Here is a 24,409-nt window from a genome sequence, read left to right on the forward strand (position 1 = left end):
CGCCGGAAGGACACCTTGTGACGCACGCCGCAGCAGCCGATTCCGAGCCCGCCGGAGCATCTGGCACGGACCGCTCCGTGAGTATTCCGGAAGCGGCATATTTCGCGCCGTATGAGGGGAACTGCCCGTGCCTGTCGGGCGAGGCGTATGTGCACTGCTGCGGCCGGTTCCATCGCGGGGACGCCGAGGCGCCTACGGCGGAGCAGCTTATGCGCTCCCGGTACAGCGCCTTCGTAGTCCACGACGCGGGGTACCTGCTCCGGACCTGGCACCCGGACACTCGGCCCGCTGAGCTGGAGTTTGATTCCGGCATGCAGTGGCGACGCCTGGACATCCTCTCCACCAGCCGCGGCGGCCCGCTGGACAGCGAAGGCACCGTGGAATTCGCGGCGCACTACCGGCACGAGGGCGAAGGCGGCCTGCACCGCGAAACCAGCCGCTTTGTGCGGGTGGACCGGCGCTGGTACTACGTAGATGGCGTCGTTGCCGGCTGAGCCCTCCGGGGCTGACGCCGTCGCGGCTAGGGGCGCCCGGCTGAGTTGTCCCGTGCTGAGTTCTCTCCGGCTGAGTTGTCCCTGACGGGGTGGTTCTCAACCGTTGCTGCCGGGCTGAAGCCGGCCCGGTCCACCCTGCGGTGGAAACGCATTCCCGCGAGGCCGCCCAGCACTGCGCCCACCAAAGCCACCGCGGCCACGACGATCGCCGCGATGATGCTCAGGGTGTTCAATTCGCCCTCGTTGATCGGGATCCGCGGGAAGCTGTTCAGGTTGGCCAGGATGTTGAAGCGCTGCCCGGCGACCAGGCCCAGCACGGCGACGACGATCGCGGCGATCAGGGCCCAGATCCAGACCATGAAGCCCTGCCTGGCGCCGTTGAAGCGGGCCATGCGCCCGGCGACGTATCCGCCGCAGTAGTAGGCGACCAGCAGGATCACGAGCAGCACGATGATGCCGGTCAGCCCGACCGTCTGATTGCTGGAGGCCTGGTCGACGGCGTCGTTCACATCGGTGTTGGTGGCCAGGCCGACGGCGGTACCGCCGGCAGCGACCAGCGCGGTGAGCAGCACGGCCGTACCCGTGGCCGTCAGCCAGCCGAAGAATGCCGAGCCGACCTTGATGCCGCCGAACTGTTCCTTCTCGCGGGCCACTACCGTCTCGCGCGTGGGGATCTCTTCCACGACAGTGTCGTGAACAGCATCGCGGACCGGTGCGTCGCGGACGGGGTCGACATCGCGGACCGGTGCGTCGCGCACGGGGTCGTCGTGGCGGACTGCTGTCACCGGGCGGGTTGTGGCGTCGTCCTGCGCGGCGTGTTGTGTCGTCTTGTCGTCGGGGCCTGCGGTGCTGCTCATGAGGGCTGCTCACTTTCGCTGAATGACCGGGCACACTGGAGACGCCGGTCTGGCGTCAACCTAACCACGGCGGAATCCGGTTAGCAAGGATGCTTACTATCCGTGGCGACGGCCCGTCAGCGGTACTTGCGGTGCAGGTCCTCCCGGACGGAGGCGCGCCGGCTGGCGTCCGCGATCCATGGACCGGTCCCTTCAGACTGGTCGAGGATTCCGGCTTCCAGCCAGGTGTAGTCCCCGGCCAGTGTCTTGCGGGCCAGGGCATGGTCGGCGTCGTCGGTGTTCCGCCACAGCCGGTCGAAATATTCGTCGACGCGAACACGGGCCTGTTCGCAGTACGCCTCGGCGAGTTCGTACGCGGAGGCGCCGCGTTCCGGCTGCGTCCGCAGCAGCATCTCGGCGCGCGAACAGCAGGCTGCCATGGCAAACAGCTCCGCACCGATGTCCACGATCCGGCCCAGGAACGCCTGCTTGTGCTCAAGTTTGGCCTGCCACCGGCCCATCCCGTAGAAGGTCTGCCGGGCGAGGCGCCGGGAGGAGCGCTCCACGTAGCGCAGCTGTTTCGCGAGCCGGCCGAAGTCGCTGTAGGAGCGCGGGTCCATGCCGGCGCCGGCCACGAGTTTGGGCAGCCACTTCGCGTAGAAGCCGGAGGCGCCGACGGCGGCCTTCGCCTTGTCGGAGAGGCGGGCATCCTCCGAGGCGAGGTCTCCCGCGGCGGCCAGGTGCGCGTCCACGGCCTCGCGGGCGATCAGCAACCTCATGATTTCCGAGGACCCCTCGAAGATCCTGTTGATTCTCATATCGCGGAGCTGCTGTTCCGCGGCGACGGCGCGCTCGCCGCGGGCTTCGAGGGAGTCCGCCGTTTCAAAGCCCCGGCCGCCGCGGATCTGCACGAGTTCGTCCGCGATGAGGCAGCTGATCTCCGTGGACCACAGCTTGGCCAGGGCCGCCTCGATCCGGATGTCTTTCTGCCCGGCGTCGGCCATTTCCGCAGAGAGTTCAAACACGGCGTCCAGGGCGAAGGCGCTGGCGGCGATGAAGGCGATTTTCTTGCCCACTGCCTCATGCTGGCCGATCGGCCGGCCCCACTGGGTGCGGGCGTCGGACCATTCGCGGGCGATCTTCAGGCTCCACCGGCCCGTGGCGACGCACAGCGCGGGGATGGAGAGCCGGCCCGTGTTCAGTGTGGTGAGGGCGATCTTCAGGCCCTGGCCTTCCCGGCCCAGCCGGTTGGCAGCGGGGACCCTGACCTGGTGGAAGCGGGTGACGCCGTTTTCGATCCCGCGGAGCCCCATGAAGGTGTTGCGGTTTTCCACGGTAATGCCAGGGGTGTCCATTTCGACCACGAAGGCGCTGATACCGCCTTTGTGGGCGGTCCCGTCCGCATCGGTGTGCGGCGGCACGAGGGCCATCGCCACGACGAGTTCGGCGATAACACCGTTGGTGGTCCAGAGCTTGACGCCGTCCAGGAGGTACGACTCGCCGTCGTCGGAGAGGACGGCCGTGCTGCCCATCCGGGCGGGGTCGCTGCCGACGTCGGGCTCGGTGAGCAGGAAAGCGGTGACGGCGCCGGCGGCGCAGCGGGGCAGGTATTCGCGCTTCTGGGCCGGAGTGCCAAAGACCTTGACGGGCTCCGGTACGCCGATCGACTGGTGCGCGGAGATCAGGGCGCCGAGGCTTGGGTGCACCGAGCCCAGCAGGGCCAGTGCGCGGCCGTAATACACGAGCGTGAGGCCCAGTCCGCCGTATTCGCGGGGAATCTTCATTCCGAACACACCGAGCTCCGCGAGCCCTTTGAGATAGTCGTCCGGGATCCGGTCGTCGCGTTCGATGGTGCGCCCGGACATCGTGCGGCAGTAGTCGGCCAGCCGGGCCATGAACGCCTCGCCGCGTTCGACGTCGTCGGCGGGGGCCTCGGGCCACGGGTGTATCAGCGACAAATCGAAGCTGCCAAGGTAGAGGCCCTTCGCGAAGCTGGGCTGGCTCCAACTGGTTTCGCGGGCGGCCTCGGCAATGGCGCGGGCGTCGGCGGCCGTCGCGTCGGGGCCGACGTGCTCAGCGTCCCCGTCGGCCGCCGGAATCGGAATGCCTGATGTTGGAGAATCTGACGCTGGAGTACCGGGTGTGGTGGCGGGGTCTTCGATGGCGGAGCTCACGGGGCATCTCCTCTAACCGGGTGACCGGCTTGAGCCCTGGATCCGCCGCGGGTGGAGGACCCTTCAGCTGTCCCGCAATACTACTCGCGGGTAAGTGCCTGTGCTAGGGGAGGCCTGGCCCGGAAAGTCGGACCGGAAGTCCGTGCCGAAGTCGACCTGGAAATCGGCGGGCATCTCCACCGTTGAGGCGTGGTGGACCAGCCGGTCCCAACCGTGGTTGATGCCGTGGACCAGGCCCACCACCGCGCCGGCCACGAGGTACCAGGCGAGCCGGCCGACACCGACCAAAACCATGGCCGCGAATGCGGACACCATCATGAAGGCGCCGATCATCACGGCAAACACGAGGGTTCCAATGACCACCATCGTGCCGGTTTCCACTGCGCTTAGGTCGAACTGCATTCTTCCCCCTGCACCATTGCTCCGGTTGAACCAGTAGCCCGAGCGTAGGGTGCCGTGGGCGTGCTGAACTAGGGTCCTTTGGACGTTGGGGGCCTCTTGATGCGGGATCGAAATGCTACCGGGGCGTAGGTCACGGCTGAGTTGCGGCACCCTCACTGATCGGGGGGTCGCTGCGCTTGTCAGTGCCGGGAGGCTGCCCGGTGTCAGTCTTCGTCGTGTTCAGGGGCGCTCTGGCTCATGACCTGGAAGTCCGCGCCGAGGGCGACTTCGACCTGGGACCCGTCGTTGAGGCGTACCTCGACCTCGTAGGCCGCGCCGGAGTCGTCATCCCGCTCCACTTCGGTAACGCTGCCCTGGCCCACCTTCGCCAACGCAACCTGTGTTGCCATGGCACGGTCGGCGTCACTAAGCGCCGGTCCATCGGAATCGTCACCGATCTCAAAGTTCCCGATCTTGGCGGTGAGGGCGCCCGCACTTCCGGACCAGACATCCCTGGCCTGGGTGGCCCCGACCGCAATTGACGCTCCCCCCAGCACCACCGCTGCAGAGGCCGCCCCCGTGATCCAGACCGTTCTCTTGCGCATGATCGTCTCCCTTCGGCTGGTCATTCCAGTGTGCGCCGACATAGGGGAGCAGACAACGATAAATGCGGGCGGGGCCCTGCGTTAACCTTGTAGCTGGCAGTTTTTCGAATCCGCTGCCCCGCAACGCCACCCCAAACCATCCCCTGGCAGCCGAAGGAGAGCGCGTGTCCCGTTCCGCCGTGTCATCAGCCGACGCCATCAGCACCCGGCTCCGGGACCTTGAGCTCCTTACCAAGGGACCTGCCTGGGCGCTGACGCGTTCGGCGCCTTGGGTGATCGCCGTGCTCCAGGCCTCCTTCACCCGCACGCGCGCCCAGCTGCCGCTGGAACAGTTCCACGCCGACGTCGACGCCTTCCTCGAGCAGCTCCGCCGGCAGGCCCCCGGCACCGGAGAGCAGCACAGCGGCTCGGCCAACGGCACACTTTCCGGAAAGAAATACGCGGACGAATGGACCCGCAAGAACTTCCTGACCCGCCGGAACCAGTCGGGCCAGATCGTTTACGAAGTAACGGAACCTGCTGCCCGCGTCCTGGCTTTCCTGGACAGCCTCTCCAGCGAGCGGTCCACGCTGAACGGCTCCCGGCTCGGCACACTGCTGGGCGACGTCGAGAAGCTCGCCAACGAGACCAACCCGGACCAGAGCGCACGCATTGAATCCCTCGAAGAGGAGATCGACGAGCGCCGCCAGCTGATGGAAGACATCAGCTCCGGCGATTTCGACGGGCTGCTCGACGACGACGAGGCTGTGGAGGCGGCAGGCAACATCCTCGATCTCGCGGCCAGCCTGCCCGCGGACTACAAGAAGATGCGTGACCGGATCGAAGAGCTCGTGGGGGAGCTGCGCAACCAGATCATCGAGGAATCGCTCAGCAAGGGCGCCACCATGGCCCAAGTGCTCGAGGCCGACAAGCGGCTGCGGCAGAGTCCCGAAGGCCGGACGTTCCGCTCCTTCACCGCGTTCCTGGAGGACCCGCAACAACAGCTGAGGTTCCGGTCGGCGATCGGCGAAGTCCTGAGCCGGCAGTTCGCGGACGAGCTCAGCCACGATGAACGCGAGACGCTCAAGAACCTTGTGGCCGAACTCCGCACCCAGCACAGCCAGATCCAGCGGATCTACGGCAAGCTCAGCGAGAGCCTCAACACCTACGTCCAAAGTGACGACTTCCGGCAGTCGGTCCGGCTCCGGAAGGTCCTGCGGGAGGCTGAGCAGGCGATCCGCACCCTGCCGTACGAGCGCGAACGGCCCGGCCTGGTCCGCGGCCCGGTGCTGTTCAGCGCCGGTTTCGAGTCCCTGGCCATGGTCAAGCTCTTCGACCCTGACGAATTCGCGGCTCCACCCAAGCTGGCCGACCCCATCGCGTTCTCCGACTCGGACCGGGCGCGCTCGCCCCGGACCGCCAAGGCCAAGCCGGAGGCCATCCGCGCCGCGCTCGCGGGGGCCTCAACCCTTACCGAGGCCTGGGCGCAGCTGCCGGCAGAGGAACGCCACATCAACTCCATCCGGGCCCTGTTGTCGCAGACCCTCCACGAAGGTGCCGGCTTCGACCGGGGGACCTGGGGCCCCATCGAATTCGAACAAATCGACGGCACCCCCCGCACCGCTTACCTGCCCGTCGTCACGCTCGCGAAGGATTGACCATGACTGAAGAGACTGTGACCGAGACCCTGACCGAGACCACGACAGAAACCACGGCAGAGACCGCGACCGAGACCGCGGCGGCGGACCTGCAGTCCGCGCCCGAGTCTGCGCCCGCGGACAGCGATGGCGCCCACGTCCGGGGCGACCCCTTCATCGTCACCCCCCGGGACACGTTCGTCGACGGCGCCGCGCTCTTCCCGGGCGACACCGGCGTGCTGCCCATGAAGGTGCGGCAGGCGCTCGTGAAGCTGCTCAAGGGCCCCTACATCGACGGCGGCCGCGACGAAAAGCTGTGGACCACGCTCCTGGACAACCAGCTGATCCTGCGCAGCCGCCTCTCCGAACTCTTCCTCACGCTGCAACTGGACCACGAGCGCAAGGTCGCCGTCCTGCGCCCGGTTGACCCCGAGGCGATCGGCGGCAGTACGCGTTCCAGTATCCTGCGCCAGCAGCGTGCCCTGAGCCGGGTCGAGACCATCGTCCTGCTCCGCCTGCGCCTGCTCCTGGACCGGCACGTCACCGCCCAGACGGACCCGACGATCACGCGCGAGGAAATCGCCGAACTCGTCGCCCACTACCAGCCCACCGGCCAGCAGGACGCCCTGCGCGATGCCGACGTCGTCAATCGCGCCATCACCAAGCTCCTGGCCCGCCAGCTCCTGCTCGCCACGGGCCTGGACGAGGTCTACACCATCTCCAACGCCCTCCCGCTGGCCCTGCCGTTCGAAAACATCGGCGACATCCCGGCCCAAATCGAAGCCCTGGTGGCAGCCAGCACAGACCAGTCGGGAACGGAGCCGCTCCTGGAGCTCGACACAGACACCTCGGCAAACGCGGAGGAAGACCCGGACGACGACGGCGATGCCGTCGCCGAACGTGACGTGAACAGCGGCACCGCAGTCGCTGCGGACGCCCACGGTGACCCGTACAACGACGACGGCGATGCCGCCCCGGGAGTGGCATCGGGCCTGTCGGAGCCGCGCGCTGAGCTGATCGAAGATCAGCTGCGCGGCGCAGGGGCGGGGGCGGCATCGCCGTCGTCGTCACCCAGCCACACTGAAGAAGCCGAGGAGACCAAGTGAGCATCGCAACCATGCTGCCGATGGGCGAGCTCACCAACCCCGGCCAGATGCGCCTGGCCCTGGTCCAGGTGGTCAACTGGGGCACATTCCATGGCGCCCACACGATGCACGTGGACCGCAACGGCACACTGCTGACCGGCAATTCGGGCGTCGGAAAGTCCACGCTGTTCGATGCCATGCTTCGGGTCTTCGACGCCCGTCCGCGCTCCAACGAAGCGGCTGCACAGCGGGCGGGCGGCGCCGTCGAGGACAAGCGCACCACGTTCACGTACATGCGCGGCAAGGTAGGCGACAAGGCCGTGGGAGAGGGCTCGGCGAGTGCATTCCAGCGCCCCGGCGCGACCTGGTCCGCCGTCGCGCTGACGTTCGACAACGCCGCCGGCACGCGGGTGACGGTTTCGGCGCTTTTCGACCTGCCCAAGAACGGCACGGAATCCAGCGTCGGCCGGTACTACGTGATCGATAACAAGCCGCTGGACCTCGCGGCGATCGAGGGCATCGCGGAGAAGCGGTTCACCAAGTCTGCGCTGGACGCGATCTTCCCGGACGCCCAGATCTTCGACGTCCACAAGGCCTTCGCCGAACGATTCCGCCGGCTTCTCGGCATCAATTCGGATCAGGCCCTTCCGCTGCTGCGCGTTATCCAGGCCGGCAAGGGTCTCGGGGGCAGCGTCAACACCTTCTTCCGCGACCAGGTCCTCGATGCCCCTGCCACGCTGGCCGCGGCGGATGACGTCGTCGAGGAATTCAGCAACCTCATGTCCATCCGGCAGCGCCTCGAGGACGTCCGGCAGCAGCGCGACCAGCTGGCCCCCGTCCCCGGGCTGAACAAGGAATACGCGCAGGCGCTCCTGGACGCGAACCGGCTGCGGGACCTAACAGGTGAGGAATTCGAGGCTTACAGGCAGCAGCTCGCGGTCACTGTCCACGAGAAGACCCTGGCGCGGCTGAAGGAGCTGGCCCAGGCGAAGGCCACGGACCTGGCCGCCGAACGCGCTGTCCGTGACGGCTTCGCCAAGGAACTGCGCCAGCTGGAGGGCGAGTACAACAACCAGGGCGGCAACGCGATTTCCGCGATCGAGCAGTCCCTGGAGAACGCCCGGGTGGGGCTCAAGCTCCGGCAGGAAGTCGAGGCATCGACCCGCAAGGCGCTGACCGACGCCGGGCTGGAACTGCAGTGGTCGGCCGCCGGCTGGGATCAGGCCCACGAGCACGCCGCGGCACGCTCGGCTGAGCTCCAGGACGACTCCGAGGCGCTCAAGGAACTGCGCTTCGAGGCCTTTGATGGCCACGCCACCCGGAAGCGCGAACTCGCCGCGGCCCAGCAGGAGCTCGTCTCGCTGAAGACGCGCAAATCGTTGCTGCCGCCGTCGAGCATTGAAAACCGGAGCGCCATTGCCGCTGCCACGGGCGTGCCCGAGGAGCAGATGCCTTTCGGCGGCGAGCTGATCGACCTTGCCGAGGGCCAGGAACAGTGGCGCCCGGCTGCCGAGCGCGCGCTGCGGAGCCTGGCCACCACGCTGCTGGTCCCGGGCGAGCACTTCGCGGCAGTCACCCGTTACCTCAACGACCATTCCGTGCGCGGGGCGCTGCGTGCCGTGGACGTCTCCCGGCCCCTGGCCGGCGGCGCGCTGGCCGTCGAGGACGTGGCCGATCGCGACCTGCTGACCAAGCTCAGTTTCCTCACCGATGCCGGGCTGCCGGCCGGGCCACACGCCCAGGCGCTTGCGCAGTCCAGCGCCTGGCTCCGCGAACGGATTGCCCTCGACTTCGCCTACCCGTGTGTGGAAAACCCGGACGAGCTCGCCGGCCTGGACAAGGGCCTGAGCCTGGGCGGTGTGGTCAAGCGCAACCGCCACACAGTGGAAAAGGATGACCGCTTCACATCCCGCCAGGACTACGTCCTCGGGTTCGACAATGCCGCCAAGCTCGAACTGGTGGCGGCCCAGGTTGAGGACCTGCAGCAGGAGCTGGCCAAGGCCGCCGAGCTGGCGCAAAGCCGGGAAGAGTCGCACCAAGGCATGACCCGGCAGCTTGAAGCCTTGCGCCGGGTGGCCGAGGACCACCGGCCCTGGGAACAGGTGTCGGCCGCCGTGGCCGGCGAGGAGCTCGCCCGGATCGAGAAGCGCCTCAAGGACGCCCTCGCCGCACAGGCCGACCTCGAACCGCTCCGCGCCAGCATCGAAGCCGCGCGGCACAAGCACCAGTCCAGCACCGAATCCGCGGCCGTGCTGCAAAGCGAGTACAAGGCCCTCGATGCGCGCATGACCGCCGCTGGTGCGCTGCTCGATGCCGCACGCACCCGGCTGGCGCAGGCACCGCCGTCGGACGCCGGCGTCGCCGCGCTGGAACCGTACTTCACCGGCTTCGGTGACGTCCTGGAGATGCACGAACTCGACAACCTCGCCAACCAGGTCCGCACCAGGCTCCTGGCCGAACTGCACGTCGCCGAGTCCCGCGGGCAGGCCACCTCGGAGCGCCTCACCCGCATTTTCGAGGGTTTCGTCCGGGAGTGGGGCACGGCGATATCCGCGGACCACGGCACCTCGATCGGCGCCGCGGGGGAGTTCGAATCCCGCTACCACGCGATTGTCAGCGACGGGCTGCCCGCCCAGGAGGCCGAGTTCCGGCAGTTCTTCAACCAGCGGACGCACGAATCCTTTTCCACCCTGCTGCACCTGCTCGACGAGGAGCGGCGCGCCATCACGAGCCGCATCCTGCCGCTGAACGGGATCCTGTCCGAGGTCAACTTCCACGAGGGCAGCTTCCTGGAACTCGACATCAAGCAGACACTGCCGGCGACGGCGAAGCAGTTCAAGGACGCCATCCAGAACGCGCTCAAGGTCCGGCACACCCGGCCCGGCAAGGCGGTTACTGCAGCGTCCGCTGCTGCGTCCGGAGCGGAGGGGGACGACGACGCCGAGCTCACCACCCGCTACAAGTCGCTCGAAACGCTCGTGAAGCGGCTCGGCTCGCAGACCCCGGAGGACCGCCGCTGGCGGGCCGAAGTGCTGGACGTCCGCGGCCACCTGTTCATCCAGTGCAAGGAACACCGCGAAGTCCAGGGTGCCGGTTCCAAGGGCGCCGGTGCCAAGGGGGCAGCGAAGGGCGCGAAGAAGACCGAGGTCTACATGCACGCGGACACCGGCTCCATGTCCGGTGGCGAGCGGCAGCGCTTCACCGCGTTCATCATGGCGGCGGCGCTGAGCTACCAGCTGGGCATCGCCGAGCAGGGCTTCACCACGTACGGCACGGTCATGATGGACGAGGCGTTCGTGCTCGCCTCGGAGGAATTCGCCGGCGCGGGCATCAAGGCGCTGCATGAGTTCGGCTTCCAGCTCCTGCTGGCCGCGCCGGAGAACGTCATCGACCTTTCCCGGCACCTTGGCTCGGTGACGGAGATCCTCCGGGACAAGCGCACCAACCGTTCCGGTGTCCTGACGGCTCCGGTGATCGCCGCACGTCCGGGCACGGAGGGCACCTGGCGCTCCGAGGCGAACCCCGTGGACATCGTCCTGCGCTGACCTCACCCCTCTCCCTTGAAGCAACGCGGGGTCACTTACGGCCCATAAACGCCACCGTAATGGGCCGTAAGTGACCCCGCGTTGCTTGTGTCGGGGCTAATTGCCTTGGACGCGCTCCACGAACTGGGCCGTGCGGGCCACCAGCCCTTCGATCTGCCGCAGCACGACCGCGGCCGGGTCCGGGTTGATCTCGTTGGCCGCAGGCTCCACCCTGACATTGCGGCAGCACAGGAAATCGGCGCAGATCAAGGTGCCCAGCGTGTTGCCGTTGCGGCCGGACTGCCCGGCGCGCTTGGCCACCCACAGCAGGACGTCGTCCTTGGAGAACACGTCCCGGCACAGCTCGCAGAGCACGGAACGGTTCTTCTTGGCCCCGCCTTCAGGGGCCCGGAGCATGATGCCGGTGGGACCCTTCGGCCCCTGCACCACGAGATAGCCGCGGAGGGGCATCTTCGCGTCCCGCCAGGCCAGGAAGTCCAATGCTTCCCAATCCAGGGTGTCGAAGCTCTTGGGCAGATTGAGTTTGGCGGCTTCTGAGCGGCTCGCGTTGATGAAGGACGAGCGGATCTGCTGCGCCGTGAATTTTTGCATGACGGACACTTTCGAAAATCGGATGGCTCCGGCCAGACGGGCGCGCGGCGCGCCAGGCGGATTGTGGGCAGAAGACTGCCAGCCTGCAACTCCGGTGTGGGGCAAGGCGTCTCGCGGGACTAGTCCGTGCTGGTCCGGGACTTCGCGGGAAGGGCCTGCGCGGGCGGGGCTGGCAGGAGCGCGGGCGCGTAGCAGGCCACAGCGGCCACCCCGCTGACCGTGGCAACAGTCATCGTCGCGATGTCCATGCCCACTTCCCCCGTCCCAACACATCACCGGTTCCGATTATCCGGCGAGCCCATCCTTGCAAAGCCCGGGATTCGTGTCCAGTTCGCATTCCGCACCCGGCGGCTGGGCCTTGAGTAGTGCAACGAGGGGCGCATCGATGCTCCGGTGCACTTCAAAGGGCAATTGAGACAATTACGTTACTCAAACCTTACTTAATTCTACAAAGGATAGGCTAGCCTTACTTAGGTTTGCATCACTTACCTAAGGAGTTCCGTGGCTTCCGCCCTTTTCACCCGTTCAGGCGGCCGCCCCGCCGGCCGCCGCCTCCGCAAGAGCGCAGGGCGGGCCGCAGCCCTCCTGGCCGCCGTCGCGCTGACCCTGACCGCCTGCTCTACCGGACCTGCCGGCTCGGCGGCGGCGGACGCTCCCTCCCAGCCGGCCAGCACCGTCTTCCCGGTGACCATCAAGCACGTCTTCGGCGAGACCACCATCAAGGAACAGCCCAAGCGCGTAGTCACCGTTTCCTGGGTCAACGACGACGTCGCGATCGCCCTCGGCGTGGTTCCCGTGGGCGTGCCTAAGAACGAATGGGGCGGTAACGACAAGGGCTCCACACCGTGGAAGGATGCCGCACTGGAAGAGCTCGGCGCCGGGTTCGGTTCCGCGAAGGCTCCCGTCCAGTTCTCCGAGGCTGACGGCATCAACTTCACCGAGATCGCCAAGCTGAACCCTGACGTCATCCTCGGCGCCTACTCCGGCCTGACGGAGGAGGACTACAAGAAGCTCAGCGAGATCGCCCCCGTCGTGGCGCACCCGGAGCTGGCCTACGGCACGCCGTGGCAGGACTCCACCACCATCATCGGCAAGGCCCTTGGCAAGGAAGTCGAAGCCGCCAAGCTGGTCTCCGACACCGAGGCCACGATCAAGGACAAGGTCTCCAAGTACCCCCAGATCGCCGGAAAGTCTTTCATCTACGGCAACCTGGAACCGGACAAGAGCGACGGCGTCAACGTCTACACGGCCAACGACAACCGTCCCCGCTTCCTCAACGAAATCGGCATGAAGCTCGCATCCGTTGTCGAGGACAACTCCAAGGGCTCCAAGGAATTCTTCATCCCGTGGTCCGCCGAAAAGGCCAACGAACTCACCTCGGACATCTTCGTGACCTGGGTGCCGGATGCCGCCACCACCGACTCCATCAAGGCTGACCCGCTGCTGGGCCAGATCCCGGCCGTCAAGGCCGGCGCGCTGGTTGCCGACTCGAACAACACGCTGACCCTGTCCATCTCCGCTTCCTCGCCGCTGAGCCTGCCGTGGTCCCTGGACACGTTCCTGCCGCAGCTGGCCACTGCAGCGGACAAAGTCGCGGCCGCAGCGAAATAACACGCATCCATGGCAATCAGTACGGCGACGGCGCCCGCCGGCAGTGTGCCCGGCGCACCTGTCGCCCCCGCCGGGAGGAAAGCCGCCGCCAAGCAGGCCGCCTGGCTGCTGGCCGCCGTCGTCGTCCTTGTCCTGGTCTGCGCGGCGTCCCTGGCTGTGGGTGCCCGCGGAGTGCCGCTCGGCACCGTCTGGCAGGCCCTGACGCAGTTCGACCCCGCCGACGGCGACCACGCCGTCATCCACGCCCGCATCCCCCGCACCGTGCTGGGCCTGCTCGCCGGCGGCGCCCTCGGACTGGCCGGCGCGGCCATGCAGGGGGTGGCCCGCAACCCGCTCGCGGACCCGGGGATCATCGGTGTCAACGCCGGCGCGGCCCTCGCCGTCGTCACCGGGATCTACGTCTTCGGCGTCTCGTCGCTGACCGGCTACATCTGGTTCGCGTTCATCGGCTCCGCGGCAGCCGCCGTCGTCGTCTACCTGATCGCGTCACTTGGCAGGGAAGGCGCGACGCCGGTCAAACTGGCACTGGCTGGCGCGGCCCTGAGCGCGGGGCTGTATTCGCTGATGAACGTCGTCCTGGTCTCCAGCCAGGACACCCTGGACCGGTTTCGCTTCTGGCAGGTGGGAGGGATCGCCGGCCGGGACTGGTCTGTGGTGCTGCCCGGGCTGCCGTTCCTGGCCGCCGGGGCGCTGATTGTGCTGTTCACCGGACGGATCCTTAACAGCCTGGCCCTCGGGGATGACATCGCCCGCGGCCTGGGCCAGCGCGTCGGACTGGTCCGCGCCGTCACCGCGCTGGGCATTGTGCTGCTCTGCGGCTCGGCCACGGCGCTGGCCGGGCCGATCGGATTCGTCGGCCTGGTGGTTCCGCACGCCGTCCGCTTCCTGACCGGCCCGGACTACCGCTGGATCCTGCCGTTCTCGCTGGTCCTGGCACCGGTGCTGCTCCTGCTGTCGGACGTGGTGGGCCGTGTCATCCTGTTGCCCGGCGAAGTCCCGGCGGGCATCATGACGGCGCTGGTGGGTGCGCCTGTCTTTGTGTGGCTGGTCCGCCGCGGGAAGGGGGCAGGGCTGTGAGCAAAGCAGACCTCGCCAACGTCAGGCGCGAGCTGGGGGAGAACGCACCCGCCGAGCGCGAACTGGCCGAACCGGCCGGCCCGGTCCGCGCCAATGTGGGGCCGCTGCGCAGTGCGCCGATGGGCCGTGTGCTGATGGGCCGTGTGTCGATGGGCCGGACGGCCCTGCTGGCCTTCGCCGTCGTTGTGCTCCTCGCCGTCAGCATCCTGCTGGGCAGCTACACCGTCACCGTCCCGGACTTCGTCAGGATCCTCACGGCCCACCTCACCGGTGGCGAGAGGATCCCCGGCGCCAGCTTCATCGTGATGGAAACCAAGCTGCCGCGGGCAGTCATCGGCACCATGATCGGCATTGCCTTCGGGCTCTCGGGCACCCTGTTCCAGACGATGCTGCGCAATCCACTGGCCAGTCCCGACGTGATCGGCATCAGCTACGGGGCCAGCGCGGCCGCCGTCACCGCCATCGTCGTTTTCGGCGCCTCCGGAGCGGCGGTGTCCGGCGCGGCACTGTGCGGGGCCGTGGCGGTAGCCGTCCTGATCTACACAATCTCGCGCAGCGGTTCCCTCGGATCTGGCGGCGGCAATCACGCCAACACAGCCGGAAGCCGGCTCATCCTGGCCGGCATCGGCATCGCCGCGGCATTGAACGCAGTGGTCAACTTCCTCATGACGCGGGCCGATATCCGCACCGCGGCCGAGGCCCTGATCTGGCTGAACGGATCCCTGAATTCCGCCAGCTGGGACCGTGCCGGAGTGCTGGCCCTGGCGCTGCTGGTCCTGGTGCCCGCCGCCGCCGTCCTCGCCGGCCCTCTGCGCATCCTGGAACTCGGAGACGCCGCCGCCGCCGGGCTCGGCATCCGGGTGGGCATCACCCGGCTGGGCGTGGTGGCCGTTGCCGTCGCCCTTGCCGCCGTCGCCACTGCAGCTGCCGGGCCCGTGGCCTTCGTCGCCTTCCTGGCCGGCCCCATCGCGCGCCGCTTCACGGGCAAGGCCAGTCTTCCGGCCGGCGCGTTCGTCGGCGCCCTGATTGTCCTCGCCGCCGACTACTTCGCCGCCAACATCGCACCCCTGCTGCTGGACGGCACCGTCCTTCCCGTCGGTGTGGTCACCGGCGCGCTGGGAGCACCGTTCCTGCTGTGGCTCCTGGTCACGGCCAACCGAAAGGACGCCTGACATGGCAGTTCTCAACGCCAAGGACCTGACGCTGCAGTACGACCAGCGCCGGGTGGTGGAAGGCCTCACGGCGGAGATTCCCGAGGGGAAGGTGACAATGATCGTGGGCGCCAACGCCTGCGGCAAATCCACGCTCCTCCGCGGCCTGTCCAGGCTGCTGAAGCCGGCCGGCGGCACCGTGACCCTGGACGGCAAGGACATCCATTCCCGCCCGGCCAAAGAACTCGCCCGCATCCTCGGCCTGCTCCCGCAGCACCCCACCGCCCCCGACGGCATTCTGGTCCGCGACCTCGTTGGCCGCGGACGCTACCCGCACCAAGGCTTCTTCCGCAGCTGGAGCGCGGGTGACGATCTCGCTGTGCACCGTGCGCTGGAAGCCACCGAAACGCTGGAGCTCGCCGAACGCAACGTCGACGAACTCTCGGGCGGGCAGCGCCAGCGCGTCTGGATCGCGATGGCGCTGGCCCAGGAAACCGACGTTCTGCTGCTCGACGAGCCAACCACCTACCTGGATCTGGCCCACCAGGTGGAGGTCCTGGACCTAATCACGGACCTGAACCGGCGCCGCGGCACCACCGTGGCAATCGTCCTGCACGACCTGAACCTGGCGGCCCGGTATGCGGACCATGTCATCGCCATGAAAGGCGGCAGGATCGTGGCCGAGGGCACCTCTACCGACGTCGTCACCGAGGACTTGGTCCGACACGTCTTCGGCCTGGACTCGCGGGTGCTGCCCGACCCCATTTCCGGCACGCCACTGATCATCCCGCTCGGCCGGCACCACGCCGAGTTCCCAAAAGCAGAAACAGCAACCCTGGAGTTGGTCCCATGAGGGCAGTTAACAGCAGTGCAACAGCCGGCAGTGCAACGGGCGGCACTGCAGCAGACAGCAGCCAGTCGCGGATACGCCGTACTCCCTCTGGCGTAAGCAACCAGCCGCCCAGCCAACCAATGACCCTGGCGTTCGACGTGACGGTCGCCGCGGTGCAGGAGCTCAGCCCCAACTTCCGCCGGATCACCTTCGGCGGATACTCCCTGCGTGGCTTCGGCGTCCACGGCGAAACCCTGGACCTGCGCGTGAAGCTGATGATCCCGTCCCTTGCCGGGGACAGCACCCAGCTGCCGCTGCCGGTGTTCCACATGGAGCAGTCCGGCTGGTACCAGGAATGGCTGGCCATGGATCCCGCGATCCGTGGCTCCATGCGCACCTACACAGTGCGGCAGGAACGCCTCGACTCCGTGTATCCGGGGATCGACGTCGACTTTGTCATGCACTTCGACGCCGCCGGAAACGGCGGACCCGCCGCGAACTGGGCGCTGAACGCCAGGCCCGGCGACGCCCTCACCCTCATTGGACCCAACAACCGGGCCGCGCACTGTGTCACGGCGGAGACCTACTCCGGCATCGAATGGCGGCCGGGCCTGGCCCAGCGCGTACTGCTTGCCGGTGACGAGACCGCTGTCCCGGCCATCAGCGCCATCCTGGAAAGCCTCCCGTCGTACATCAGCGGACATGCGTTTCTTGAGGTCCCCGAGCCCGGCGACTTCCTGGATCTGAGGTCCGACGCCGACGTCGAAATCACCTGGCTGGCACGCGGCGCCTCGATCGGCCGCTCACGTCCGCATGGCGAACTCCTGCAGGAAGCCGTCCGCGCCGCTGTTCCCGAACCCGGCTGGGTCGGCCTCCGGCCGCCCTCTGATTCTGCGGCCGGCGGCGGGGCAGGGCCCGAACCCGATGACGTGAACGTGGACCAGGACATCCTCTGGGAGACCCCCGCCCGGATGGACGCCGCGATGATCGGAGCCGGCAAGAACCCGGATAAGCCCGCCGGGGCACTGCCGTTCTACGCCTGGATCGCCGGCGAAGCGGGCACCGTCAAGGAGTTGCGGCGGTACTTGGTGCGGGACGTGGGGATTGACCGGAAACAGGTCGCGTTCATGGGGTACTGGCGGCAGGGGAAAGCTGAGCTGTAACCGACGCTCCCGCAGGTCCTGCGGTTCTTGCCCTGACGCTCCCGCAGGTCCTTCCGGGCTTACGCCCGCCACCGCTGCTTTGCCGTCGCTCGCGGTGTGCAGGTTGCTGTGCGGCTTCGCCCGCAATCGCTGCTTTGCCGTCGCTTAGACACCTCCTGCGGCCGCGGGCGGCCTTAGTCGGCGATGCGCTCCTTTGCAAAGCGGCGATTGCGGTCTTGGGGGTGGGTTACCTTCAGTGCGGCCCGGGTGACATTAAGGACACTCGCCGGTTGCGGTTGCGGTTGCGGTTGCGGTTGCGGCTCGCTCGGCCGGTCATCTTGGGTTAACTCTCCCTTTCCCTGGCCGCTTTTTGCGGGGGTTAGTTTGGACGGATGGGTTCAGTTCCTTTGCTTCCGGATCGGGGTGGGCGGCGGGTCTTTGTTGCCTTGGGGGATTCCTTCACCGAGGGCGTGGGGGACTACGATCCCCGCTTCCCCAACGGCGTGCGGGGCTGGGCAGACCGGGTTGCGGAGAGGCTGGCCAAGGCGCAGCCGGGGTGGGAGTACGCCAATCTGGCCATCCGCAGCAAACGGCTGCGTCACATCGCCGGCGAACAGCTCGGTCCCGCCGTGGCCATGGAGCCGACCCTCGTCACGCTCTACGCGGGCGGCAACGACATCCTGGATTTCGGCACGGACATCGGGGCCCTCATGCGGGACTACGAGTCCCTGGTGGCTGCGCTCGCCGGCACGGGGGCAACGCTGGTGCTCTTCACCGGCTTCGACGTCAAGGTCTCGGCGCTGCTGGAGCCGCTGAAGAAACGCAACGCCTTCTATAACCGGCGCGTCCGCGAGATCGCCGGCCGCTACGGCGCGGTGCTGGTGGACTACTGGTGCTTCGACGCCTTCCATGACCCGCGGATGTGGGATTCGGACCGGCTGCATATGTCCAAGGCAGGCCACAAATACCTCGCCTCACAGGTCCTGGACCACCTCGGCGTGCCGCACAAGATCAAACCCAGGGATTGGGAACCGCCCGTGAAGCCGGGCCTGCGGGAGTGGGAACGCCGGCAGCGCCGCTGGGTCCGCGACTGGGTATTGCCGTTGTTCGGGCGGAAGCTCCGCGGCGTTACCCTCGGCGATCAGCTCCGGCCGCGCTGGCCCGAACCCGTGCGGGTCCCGCGCAAGGGCGGCCTGAAGAAACTGCTGTACGACCAGCGCGCCAGCGGCCAGTCCGGCGCCGGGTAGCCGCCGGGACTCAGCTGTCCAGCAGGTTTTCGTAGCCCGGAGCCACCCTGTTGGCGTGGAACTCCATGACCTCGAATTCAGCCACACCGTTGACGTAGAACGGGTCCTTGGCCAGGGCGGCGTCAAGGCTGGCCCGGTCCGCGTTCGAGAGCAACAGACCGCCGGTGCGGGGGATTTTGCGCCCCGCGACCATGAAGACGCCGTCGTCGAAGGCTGCCTGCAGCCACGTCACGTGCGCCGGAAGATGGAACTCCACAATGTCCTCGGGGACTTTGTATGTCAGGGAGACTACGTACATGCGGCCAGCCTACCGGTAGCTGGCCACGGACAGGCGGGAAGTTTTCCGGAAATGCCCGGCTGAAGTTGAATCGTCAAGCTTCCAGTCTCCTAGAATGTAGCCATGACCGAACCCCGCTGGCTCAACGCCGACGAACGACGGGCCTGGCTGGCCCAGCTCAGCATCAACACCATGCTGCCGGCCGCCCTGGACACCCAGCTCCACGCCGCGGGCAAGCTTTCCCTGTTCGACTACAACGTGCTGGCGATGCTTTCCGAGGCCGAAGGGCGCTTCCTGCCCATGAGTGAGCTCGCCGCGCGCACCAGCGCCTCCCTGTCCCGGCTCTCGCATGTGGTCACCAAGCTGCAGAACCGCGGCTGGCTGGAGCGCAGGCCGCACCCGGGCGACGCCCGCGTGACCACGGCCCACCTGACCGATGCCGGGATGCAGACGATTGTGAAACTCGCCCCGGGCCATGTTGAGGCGGTCCGCTCACTGTTCCTCGACGCCCTGAGCCCCGAGGACGTCGCGGACCTGGCCCGGATCGGCGAAAAGATCGTGGCCCGACTCGACGACGACCACTGGATCCTGCGCGACATCTAAGCGCGACAGCCGAAGGCGCCGCAGTCCGACGTCGGACTCCCCCGTCTTTGTTGCTCACGGCAACTGCTGGCAGACTGGATCCATGGATTTCACGTCCCGCTATGTGGCCCTTGGAGACTCCTTCACGGAAGGCGTCGGCGACGACGACCCTACCCGGCCCAACGGCGTCCGGGGCTGGGCGGACCGGGTGGCAGAGGGGCTTGGCGCCGCCGATCCCGGCTTCGGGTACGCGAATCTTGCCATCCGCGGCCGGAAACTCCGCCAGATCCTGGCCGAACAGGTCGATGCCGCCGTCGCCCTCCATCCCACCCTGGTCAGCATCTACGCTGGCGCCAACGACATCCTCCGGCCCAAGGTCGACATCGATGACCTGCTGGCCGAATACGATGCCGGGATCCGCAAGCTCACGGCCACCGGCGCCACCGTGGTGATGTTCACCGGCTTCGACGCGCGGGGCTCCAAGATTTTCGGCACCATGCGCGGCCGTACGGCCATCTACAACGAACTGGTTCGCGGCATCGCCGGGGACCACGGGGCCCTGCTGGTCGACTACTGGCGTTTCAGCGAGTACTACGACTGGGGCATGTGGGCCACGGACCGGATGCACATGTCTGCCGCCGGCCACGCGAACATGGCCAAGCGCGTCCTCACGGTGCTGGCACACGAGCACTCGATTGACGTCCCGCCCATGACGCCGGTTCCCGAGCTGAGCCGGGTGGATGCCCTCCGCGCGAATGCCCGGTGGGTCCGCGAATTCGCCGGCCCGTGGGTTGTCCGGCGCGTCACCGGCAAGTCGTCCGGCGACGGCCTGGAGCCGAAGTACGGCCAGCTGACCCACCTCTAGAACGGCACCCTAGGCGCGGAACCCCGGCGTCGCGAGCAGCTCCCCGTTGCGGCGGACGGCGAGGACATCGATCTCCCAACCGTCCGTGGCCCGGTGCAGCATCGCGGTCCCGCCGGCCACGATCGCCGTCGCGAGCACATCGGCGGTGACAATGTCCGCCGCAGCCACGGAGACCTGGGCGAACCCGGCGCCGGAGAAGCCCGCGGTCCGGCTTCCGGCTCCCGCTGCCCAGATATGGTCACCCCGCTCCGCTGAGCCCGACGTCGCAAGGGCGCACCGGGTGCCAGGTCCGCCCAGCTCGTAGGCGGCAAGCAACGCCGAGCGGTCCATCGGGTCAACAACGCCGGCCGCCCACCCGGTTCCGCTGCCCGGCACGGGCGAGCCCATCACCAGCACGTCGCCGCCGGCATTCAGGCACCAGTCGGTGATCCCGCGGCTCCGCAATGCCTCACCGGCCTGCCCGATCGCGTAGCCCTTGATAAGCCCCGAAAGGTCCAGCACACCGTCGGGCCGCTCCGGGGAGAACGCGCCCTCCGTCCTGAGCCGCCAGCCGAGCGACTCCGCGTAGCGGTCCCGCATCGCGGCGGATGAGTCCCGCAGGGAAAGCTCGCCGCGCGCCAGCCGGCTGGCCTCGGAGTCGGGGCGGTACAGGCTGAAGGTTTCGTCCAACCCGGCAAAGACGCGCTCGACGGCGGCGCTTGCGGCGTAGAGCCCGCCCTCCCCGCCCGCAGTTTCCGGGACGGCCGCCGCTGGAACGGTCAGGCTGATGACTGTGCCCATCGAGCCAAACGTCCTGGCCCGCAGGGCAGAGCCGCCCAGCTCAGAGGTTGGCTGCATCGAGGGCCGCCTGCAAGGAGTTCAAGTACGCCTCGGAAGTCACCGTGGCACCACTGATGGTCTGCACATCCGCGGACTGGGATTGGAGCACTTCGGCGCGCAGGAGCGGGGCGGCCCGGTTGCTGATCTGCACGGACTTTCGTTCAGCATCGGTCAGCTGCAGCGCCGTGACGTCGGTGATCTTTCCGGCTTGAACCGTGATTTGCACCTGCACGGAGCCGAACCGGGTCTGGACGACCGAGCCAGGGTACGTCCCTACGGCCTTGGCCGAGGCCCCTGTGGTGCCCGCACCCGACGCGCCGGACGTTCCGCTTGAGCCGGAAGAACCCGTGGACCCGGACGTTCCGCTTGAGCCAGACGAACCCGTGGACCCGGTGGTCCCGGCGGCCGCGCTTGCGACGGAGCTGCCGGTATCGGCTACATGGACGCCGGACTGCCAGCCGGCGATGAGGATGCCGGCGGAGGCCAGGGCGGCTGAAACTGCTGCGCGGGTTCTCACCAGTCGAACCTTTCGTAGTGGATTTGGTCTTCCCGGACGCCGGCTGCGCGGGCGTCTTCAAGCACGTTGTCTGCCCAGGCGGAGGGGCCGCAGACGTACACGTCGGCGTCGGCGATCTTCGGGTCATAACTGGCAAGCCGGTGGCCGGCACGGGCGGCGTGCTCCGGAAGCCAGGTCTGGATGCCGGCCGGGCGGGAGCCGGTCAAGTGGAAGAGCGTGGCGCCGCGGCGCCGGCAGAGATCGAGGATCTCCTCGCCCAGGTAGAGCTCGGATTCACTGTGGCCGCGGAGGATGACAGTGGCGTTGCCGGGCTGGAATGGCGTGCTCTCCAGCAGGGCACGAACCGGCGTGATGCCAATTCCGGCTCCCACCATGACCACATGGGTGCGGCTCCGCGCGGACGTGCTGAACAGCCCGTACGGTCCCTCCACTGCCACCTTGGTGCCGGGCTTCAGCGACGCCAGCTGGGATGACCCCTTGCCCAGGTTGCGGACAGTGATCCTCAGCGTGCCCTGGCCGGCGGCGTCGAAGTGGACGGGTTCGGCGGACAGGCTGAACGGATGCGGATGCCACCACAGGCCCGGAGCCAGGAACCGCCAGATAAAGAACCGGCCGCCACTGCCTGTCAGCTCGTCCAGTCGAAGACCGGACATTTCAATGCTGACCACCCCGGGGGCCACCCGCACCACGCGCTTGACGGTCAACTGGTGCCTGAATGTTGCCACCACAGGCTGGACCACCCGGTAGTAGAGGAGCGCGGCGCCGGTCGCGATGCAGAGGGCCAGCCAGTACCAGCGCTGCCAGGTTCCCTCGGCAAAGAGAGCGCCCACGCTGAACTGGTGGGGGAGTGAGGTCAGCACGGCCGCGTATGTCAGGAGGTGGACGGCGTACCAGAATTCGTAAGGGAACCGACGTCGGACGGCTACCAGGGAGGTGACGACGACGGCGATGAACAGGAGCATGGAAATGTAGGCCAGCCACATGTCAGGCACAAGGACCCAGAGGGCAACCGACTCGCTGACGGGGTCCAGCCCTTCCGCCATGCCGTAGCCGATCGCAATGAGGACTCCGTGGGCCAGCAGCAGGTACAGGGCCGGTTTGCCCAGCTTGCGGTGAAACTCAAGGGCGCGGTCGTGGCCGACTGTCTGGTCGATGAGTGGGATTCGGGCCGCCAGCAGCAGCATGAGAAGCACCAGGTCCATGCCGGCGAGGCCGGCTACAATCCCCAGCGCGGTGAAGGAACCGGCTGGAGTCGAGAAGCCGGCCATTCCGCCGTCGGCCAGCCACAAGGCGACCGCGCCGGCCAGCGACGTCCAGAAAAGGACCGTCAGCAGATCCGCTCTTAGCAACCGCCGGCGGTACTGCGCCCTGAAGGGGTTCGCAACGCCGCCGGAGCTGCGGCGAATCCCGGGACGGTTCGTCAGAAGTTGTGTGTTCATGGATCCAGAATTGCCCCCCTGCCTATCATTTCGCTGTGAAAAGCCTTCGTCGGGCATATGACTCGGGAGGGCACCGGCCCGACGCCTGCACTGGCTGTGGGGCACTGCCCTATACACCATTCAGCGCCGGATTGGCCTTTAAATCGCCGAACTCGTAGACTTGGTAGGCGCTAGGTGGCGCGGAGCGTGCGCAATTGCTCCGGTTGGCAGGACCCGTCTGAAAAATCGACGGTCCTGGCGGCCGGTAGTTAGGGGCTCAAGTTGCGCGCATTCCTGTATTCGCCCAGCATCCCGGCACTTCGCAATGACGGTCCAACAGATCGCCGGCGCCAGGTGCCCGTGGCCCACAATCTTCGCCGCAGTGAGGAAGCAGACGGTTTGTGCCGTCTGAATCCCGCGGACAACGACGGTTGGGGGAGGGGGCCGGATGCGGACGCCGCCCAACGCACGGTCAACGGGAACTCCGTTAGCCGTTTCATTTATTTTTTGAGGAGAGTCGTCATGGCAGCACACTGCCAGGTGACCGGAGCCGAGCCGGGCTTTGGACACAGCATTTCGCACTCGCACCGTCGCAACAAGCGCCGGTTCGACCCGAACATCCAGAAGAAGCGCTACTGGGTTCCGTCCCTGCGCCGTAATGTCACGCTGCAGGTTTCTGCTCGTGGCATCAAGACCATCGACGTACGCGGCATTGACGTAGTCGTCGCCGCCATCCTGGCACGAGGAGTGAAGCTCTAATGGCAAAGGATAAGGACGTACGTCCGATCATCAAGCTGAAGTCGACCGCGGGCACGGGCTACACCTACGTGACGCGCAAGAACCGTCGTAACGACCCGGACCGTCTGGTCCTGAAGAAGTACGACCCCAAAATCCGCCAGCACGTCGAATTCCGAGAGGAGCGCTAAACACATGGCTAAGAAGTCAATGATCGCTAAGAACGAACAGCGTAAAGTCATCGTCGAGCGTTACGCTGCAAAGCGCCTCGAACTGAAGAAGGCTCTGGTTGATCCCAACTCAACCGACGAAGTACGCGAAGCTGCTCGCCTCGGCCTGCAGAAGCTGCCCCGCAACGCCTCGCCGGTACGTCTGCGTAACCGCGACATCATCGATGGCCGTCCGCGCGGTACCTTCCAGAAGTTCGGCATCTCCCGTGTTCGCTTCCGCGACATGGCTCACCGCGGTGAGCTCCCGGGCATCACGAAGTCTTCCTGGTAATTCAGGACTCCTGAAGCCAGTGGCTTGAAGAAGGGCCGGCAACCATTTGGTTGCCGGCCCTTCTCGCGTTTAAGGACTTGGCGGTTTCACGCCCCCCACTGTTCCCTTCGGCGGTGACGCACCACACACTGCGGGCTTACGACGCCGGCGGGCCTGGTTGGGTGGTTTTGGGTTGTGGTGGCGGGGTTTTTGGGTGGTGGGGTGGGTGTGGGGGGTGGAGTTGCGGTGGGGGCGTGGTGGGTGTATTGTTTTCTAAGTCGCCGCGAGGGAGACCAGCGGAAATGCTGGGAACCGGAGGCGGCCAATCC

Annotated in this window: 24 protein-coding genes and 1 pseudogene; 15 read left to right on the top strand and 10 right to left on the bottom strand. The window is 67.3% G+C overall.

Annotated elements, in window-relative coordinates; genetic code table 11:
- Positions 1-77 precede the first annotated feature (77 nt).
- Positions 78-494 carry a YchJ family protein gene (locus tag AC1DKN_RS20240; RefSeq protein ID WP_476872327.1) on the top strand — a complete coding sequence of 139 codons (417 nt, stop codon included), beginning with the start codon at positions 78-80 and terminating at the stop codon, positions 492-494.
- Positions 495-520: 26 nt separating this feature from the next.
- On the opposite strand, the gene AC1DKN_RS20245 is transcribed toward AC1DKN_RS20240, so the two are convergent.
- The 4 genes from AC1DKN_RS20245 to AC1DKN_RS20260 form a co-directional block, all read right to left on the bottom strand.
- On the bottom strand, positions 521-1,351 hold the full coding sequence (locus tag AC1DKN_RS20245; RefSeq protein WP_476872315.1) for a hypothetical protein: 831 nt from the start codon (positions 1,349-1,351) through the stop codon (positions 521-523).
- Positions 1,352-1,467: 116 nt separating this feature from the next.
- The gene (locus tag AC1DKN_RS20250; RefSeq protein WP_476872316.1) at positions 1,468-3,504 is read right to left on the bottom strand and encodes an acyl-CoA dehydrogenase family protein; all 2,037 of its coding nucleotides are present in this window, start codon (positions 3,502-3,504) and stop codon (positions 1,468-1,470) included.
- 63 nt (positions 3,505-3,567) lie between these two features.
- A complete protein-coding gene (locus tag AC1DKN_RS20255; protein WP_476858079.1) occupies positions 3,568-3,906 on the bottom strand; it encodes a hypothetical protein in 339 nt (112 codons plus the stop codon).
- A gap of 203 nt (positions 3,907-4,109) precedes the next feature.
- On the bottom strand, positions 4,110-4,490 hold the full coding sequence (locus tag AC1DKN_RS20260; RefSeq protein WP_476872317.1) for a PepSY domain-containing protein: 381 nt from the start codon (positions 4,488-4,490) through the stop codon (positions 4,110-4,112).
- A gap of 164 nt (positions 4,491-4,654) precedes the next feature.
- On the opposite strand from AC1DKN_RS20260, the gene AC1DKN_RS20265 reads away from it, so the two are divergent.
- From AC1DKN_RS20265 to AC1DKN_RS20275, 3 genes and pseudogenes are all read left to right on the top strand, one after another.
- Positions 4,655-6,127 (top strand): DUF3375 family protein, encoded by a 1,473-nt coding sequence (locus AC1DKN_RS20265; protein WP_476872318.1) that lies wholly within the window; start codon positions 4,655-4,657, stop codon positions 6,125-6,127.
- Positions 6,128-6,129: 2 nt separating this feature from the next.
- A pseudogene (locus AC1DKN_RS20270) lies at positions 6,130-6,996 on the top strand (DUF4194 domain-containing protein); the annotation flags it as partial.
- Between the two features lie 212 nt (positions 6,997-7,208).
- The gene (locus AC1DKN_RS20275; RefSeq protein ID WP_476872319.1) at positions 7,209-10,736 is read left to right on the top strand and encodes an ATP-binding protein; all 3,528 of its coding nucleotides are present in this window, start codon (positions 7,209-7,211) and stop codon (positions 10,734-10,736) included.
- Between the two features lie 96 nt (positions 10,737-10,832).
- Here AC1DKN_RS20275 and AC1DKN_RS20280 read toward each other — a convergent pair whose 3' ends face one another.
- Entirely contained in the window at positions 10,833-11,327 is a 495-nt protein-coding gene (locus tag AC1DKN_RS20280) for an FBP domain-containing protein (RefSeq protein WP_476851702.1), read from the bottom strand.
- 119 nt (positions 11,328-11,446) lie between these two features.
- Positions 11,447-11,575 carry a hypothetical protein gene (locus AC1DKN_RS20285; protein ID WP_476851701.1) on the bottom strand — a complete coding sequence of 43 codons (129 nt, stop codon included), beginning with the start codon at positions 11,573-11,575 and terminating at the stop codon, positions 11,447-11,449.
- 253 nt (positions 11,576-11,828) lie between these two features.
- Here AC1DKN_RS20285 and AC1DKN_RS20290 point away from each other — a divergent pair, with 253 nt between their 5' ends.
- The 6 genes from AC1DKN_RS20290 to AC1DKN_RS20315 all read left to right on the top strand — a co-directional run bounded on the left by AC1DKN_RS20290 (position 11,829) and on the right by AC1DKN_RS20315 (position 18,387).
- Positions 11,829-12,938, top strand: coding sequence for an iron-siderophore ABC transporter substrate-binding protein (locus AC1DKN_RS20290; RefSeq protein WP_476872320.1), 1,110 nt, complete (start codon positions 11,829-11,831; stop codon positions 12,936-12,938).
- 9 nt (positions 12,939-12,947) lie between these two features.
- The gene (locus AC1DKN_RS20295) at positions 12,948-14,015 is read left to right on the top strand and encodes a FecCD family ABC transporter permease (RefSeq protein WP_476872321.1); all 1,068 of its coding nucleotides are present in this window, start codon (positions 12,948-12,950) and stop codon (positions 14,013-14,015) included.
- Positions 14,016-14,149: 134 nt separating this feature from the next.
- Positions 14,150-15,187: a FecCD family ABC transporter permease gene (locus AC1DKN_RS20300; RefSeq protein WP_476872328.1), complete on the top strand. Its 1,038-nt coding sequence runs from the start codon at positions 14,150-14,152 to the stop codon at positions 15,185-15,187.
- Between the two features lies 1 nt (position 15,188).
- The gene (locus tag AC1DKN_RS20305; protein WP_476872322.1) at positions 15,189-16,019 is read left to right on the top strand and encodes an ABC transporter ATP-binding protein; all 831 of its coding nucleotides are present in this window, start codon (positions 15,189-15,191) and stop codon (positions 16,017-16,019) included.
- A 119-nt stretch (positions 16,020-16,138) separates the two neighbouring features.
- Positions 16,139-17,161 carry a siderophore-interacting protein gene (locus AC1DKN_RS20310; RefSeq protein WP_476872323.1) on the top strand — a complete coding sequence of 341 codons (1,023 nt, stop codon included), beginning with the start codon at positions 16,139-16,141 and terminating at the stop codon, positions 17,159-17,161.
- Between the two features lie 371 nt (positions 17,162-17,532).
- Positions 17,533-18,387 carry an SGNH/GDSL hydrolase family protein gene (locus AC1DKN_RS20315; RefSeq protein ID WP_476872324.1) on the top strand — a complete coding sequence of 285 codons (855 nt, stop codon included), beginning with the start codon at positions 17,533-17,535 and terminating at the stop codon, positions 18,385-18,387.
- Positions 18,388-18,397: 10 nt separating this feature from the next.
- Here the strand turns inward: AC1DKN_RS20315 and AC1DKN_RS20320 are convergent, their stop codons facing one another.
- Positions 18,398-18,685: a YciI family protein gene (locus AC1DKN_RS20320; protein ID WP_018776102.1), complete on the bottom strand. Its 288-nt coding sequence runs from the start codon at positions 18,683-18,685 to the stop codon at positions 18,398-18,400.
- A gap of 102 nt (positions 18,686-18,787) precedes the next feature.
- On the opposite strand from AC1DKN_RS20320, the gene AC1DKN_RS20325 reads away from it, so the two are divergent.
- Positions 18,788-19,267, top strand: coding sequence for a MarR family winged helix-turn-helix transcriptional regulator (locus AC1DKN_RS20325; protein WP_223915074.1), 480 nt, complete (start codon positions 18,788-18,790; stop codon positions 19,265-19,267).
- 82 nt (positions 19,268-19,349) lie between these two features.
- Positions 19,350-20,111, top strand: coding sequence for an SGNH/GDSL hydrolase family protein (locus AC1DKN_RS20330; RefSeq protein ID WP_028276862.1), 762 nt, complete (start codon positions 19,350-19,352; stop codon positions 20,109-20,111).
- Positions 20,112-20,120: 9 nt separating this feature from the next.
- Here the strand turns inward: AC1DKN_RS20330 and AC1DKN_RS20335 are convergent, their stop codons facing one another.
- The 3 genes from AC1DKN_RS20335 to AC1DKN_RS20345 are packed head-to-tail and all read right to left on the bottom strand — an operon-like array spanning position 20,121 to position 22,886.
- Positions 20,121-20,891: an FAD:protein FMN transferase gene (locus tag AC1DKN_RS20335; RefSeq protein WP_476872329.1), complete on the bottom strand. Its 771-nt coding sequence runs from the start codon at positions 20,889-20,891 to the stop codon at positions 20,121-20,123.
- A gap of 40 nt (positions 20,892-20,931) precedes the next feature.
- Positions 20,932-21,447 carry an FMN-binding protein gene (locus AC1DKN_RS20340; protein ID WP_476872325.1) on the bottom strand — a complete coding sequence of 172 codons (516 nt, stop codon included), beginning with the start codon at positions 21,445-21,447 and terminating at the stop codon, positions 20,932-20,934.
- The gene (locus AC1DKN_RS20345) at positions 21,444-22,886 is read right to left on the bottom strand and encodes a ferredoxin reductase family protein (RefSeq protein ID WP_476872326.1); all 1,443 of its coding nucleotides are present in this window, start codon (positions 22,884-22,886) and stop codon (positions 21,444-21,446) included. The genes AC1DKN_RS20340 and AC1DKN_RS20345 overlap by 4 nt, the downstream gene beginning before the upstream one ends.
- A gap of 501 nt (positions 22,887-23,387) precedes the next feature.
- Here AC1DKN_RS20345 and rpmB point away from each other — a divergent pair.
- The 3 genes from rpmB to rpsN are packed head-to-tail and all read left to right on the top strand — an operon-like array spanning position 23,388 to position 24,101.
- Entirely contained in the window at positions 23,388-23,624 is a 237-nt protein-coding gene (rpmB, locus tag AC1DKN_RS20350) for a 50S ribosomal protein L28 (RefSeq protein ID WP_011693744.1), read from the top strand.
- Complete coding sequence (rpmG, locus tag AC1DKN_RS20355) at positions 23,624-23,791, top strand: 50S ribosomal protein L33 (RefSeq protein ID WP_003798558.1); 168 nt, start codon at positions 23,624-23,626, stop codon at positions 23,789-23,791. The genes rpmB and rpmG overlap by 1 nt, the downstream gene beginning before the upstream one ends.
- A 4-nt stretch (positions 23,792-23,795) precedes the next feature.
- Positions 23,796-24,101: a 30S ribosomal protein S14 gene (gene rpsN, locus AC1DKN_RS20360; protein WP_026266887.1), complete on the top strand. Its 306-nt coding sequence runs from the start codon at positions 23,796-23,798 to the stop codon at positions 24,099-24,101.
- Positions 24,102-24,409 lie beyond the last annotated feature (308 nt).

This window comes from Arthrobacter sp. 01N444 (assembly GCF_056399305.1).

What these genes read in the sequence shown, in the direction of transcription:
- AC1DKN_RS20310 (WP_476872323.1), top strand. Translation starts at nt 16,139, where the DNA reads ATGACCCTGGCGTTCGACGTGACGGTCGCCGCGGTGCAGGAGCTCAGC.
- AC1DKN_RS20255 (WP_476858079.1), bottom strand. Translation starts at nt 3,906, where the DNA reads ATGCAGTTCGACCTAAGCGCAGTGGAAACCGGCACGATGGTGGTCATT.
- AC1DKN_RS20315 (WP_476872324.1), top strand. Translation starts at nt 17,533, where the DNA reads ATGGGTTCAGTTCCTTTGCTTCCGGATCGGGGTGGGCGGCGGGTCTTT.
- rpmB (WP_011693744.1), top strand. Translation starts at nt 23,388, where the DNA reads ATGGCAGCACACTGCCAGGTGACCGGAGCCGAGCCGGGCTTTGGACAC.
- AC1DKN_RS20260 (WP_476872317.1), bottom strand. Translation starts at nt 4,490, where the DNA reads ATGCGCAAGAGAACGGTCTGGATCACGGGGGCGGCCTCTGCAGCGGTG.
- AC1DKN_RS20325 (WP_223915074.1), top strand. Translation starts at nt 18,788, where the DNA reads ATGACCGAACCCCGCTGGCTCAACGCCGACGAACGACGGGCCTGGCTG.
- AC1DKN_RS20305 (WP_476872322.1), top strand. Translation starts at nt 15,189, where the DNA reads ATGGCAGTTCTCAACGCCAAGGACCTGACGCTGCAGTACGACCAGCGC.
- rpsN (WP_026266887.1), top strand. Translation starts at nt 23,796, where the DNA reads ATGGCTAAGAAGTCAATGATCGCTAAGAACGAACAGCGTAAAGTCATC.
- AC1DKN_RS20345 (WP_476872326.1), bottom strand. Translation starts at nt 22,886, where the DNA reads ATGAACACACAACTTCTGACGAACCGTCCCGGGATTCGCCGCAGCTCC.
- AC1DKN_RS20285 (WP_476851701.1), bottom strand. Translation starts at nt 11,575, where the DNA reads ATGGACATCGCGACGATGACTGTTGCCACGGTCAGCGGGGTGGCCGCT.
- rpmG (WP_003798558.1), top strand. Translation starts at nt 23,624, where the DNA reads ATGGCAAAGGATAAGGACGTACGTCCGATCATCAAGCTGAAGTCGACC.
- AC1DKN_RS20335 (WP_476872329.1), bottom strand. Translation starts at nt 20,891, where the DNA reads ATGGGCACAGTCATCAGCCTGACCGTTCCAGCGGCGGCCGTCCCGGAA.
- AC1DKN_RS20320 (WP_018776102.1), bottom strand. Translation starts at nt 18,685, where the DNA reads ATGTACGTAGTCTCCCTGACATACAAAGTCCCCGAGGACATTGTGGAG.
- AC1DKN_RS20330 (WP_028276862.1), top strand. Translation starts at nt 19,350, where the DNA reads ATGGATTTCACGTCCCGCTATGTGGCCCTTGGAGACTCCTTCACGGAA.
- AC1DKN_RS20245 (WP_476872315.1), bottom strand. Translation starts at nt 1,351, where the DNA reads ATGAGCAGCACCGCAGGCCCCGACGACAAGACGACACAACACGCCGCG.
- AC1DKN_RS20300 (WP_476872328.1), top strand. Translation starts at nt 14,150, where the DNA reads ATGGGCCGTGTGTCGATGGGCCGGACGGCCCTGCTGGCCTTCGCCGTC.
- AC1DKN_RS20295 (WP_476872321.1), top strand. Translation starts at nt 12,948, where the DNA reads ATGGCAATCAGTACGGCGACGGCGCCCGCCGGCAGTGTGCCCGGCGCA.
- AC1DKN_RS20280 (WP_476851702.1), bottom strand. Translation starts at nt 11,327, where the DNA reads ATGCAAAAATTCACGGCGCAGCAGATCCGCTCGTCCTTCATCAACGCG.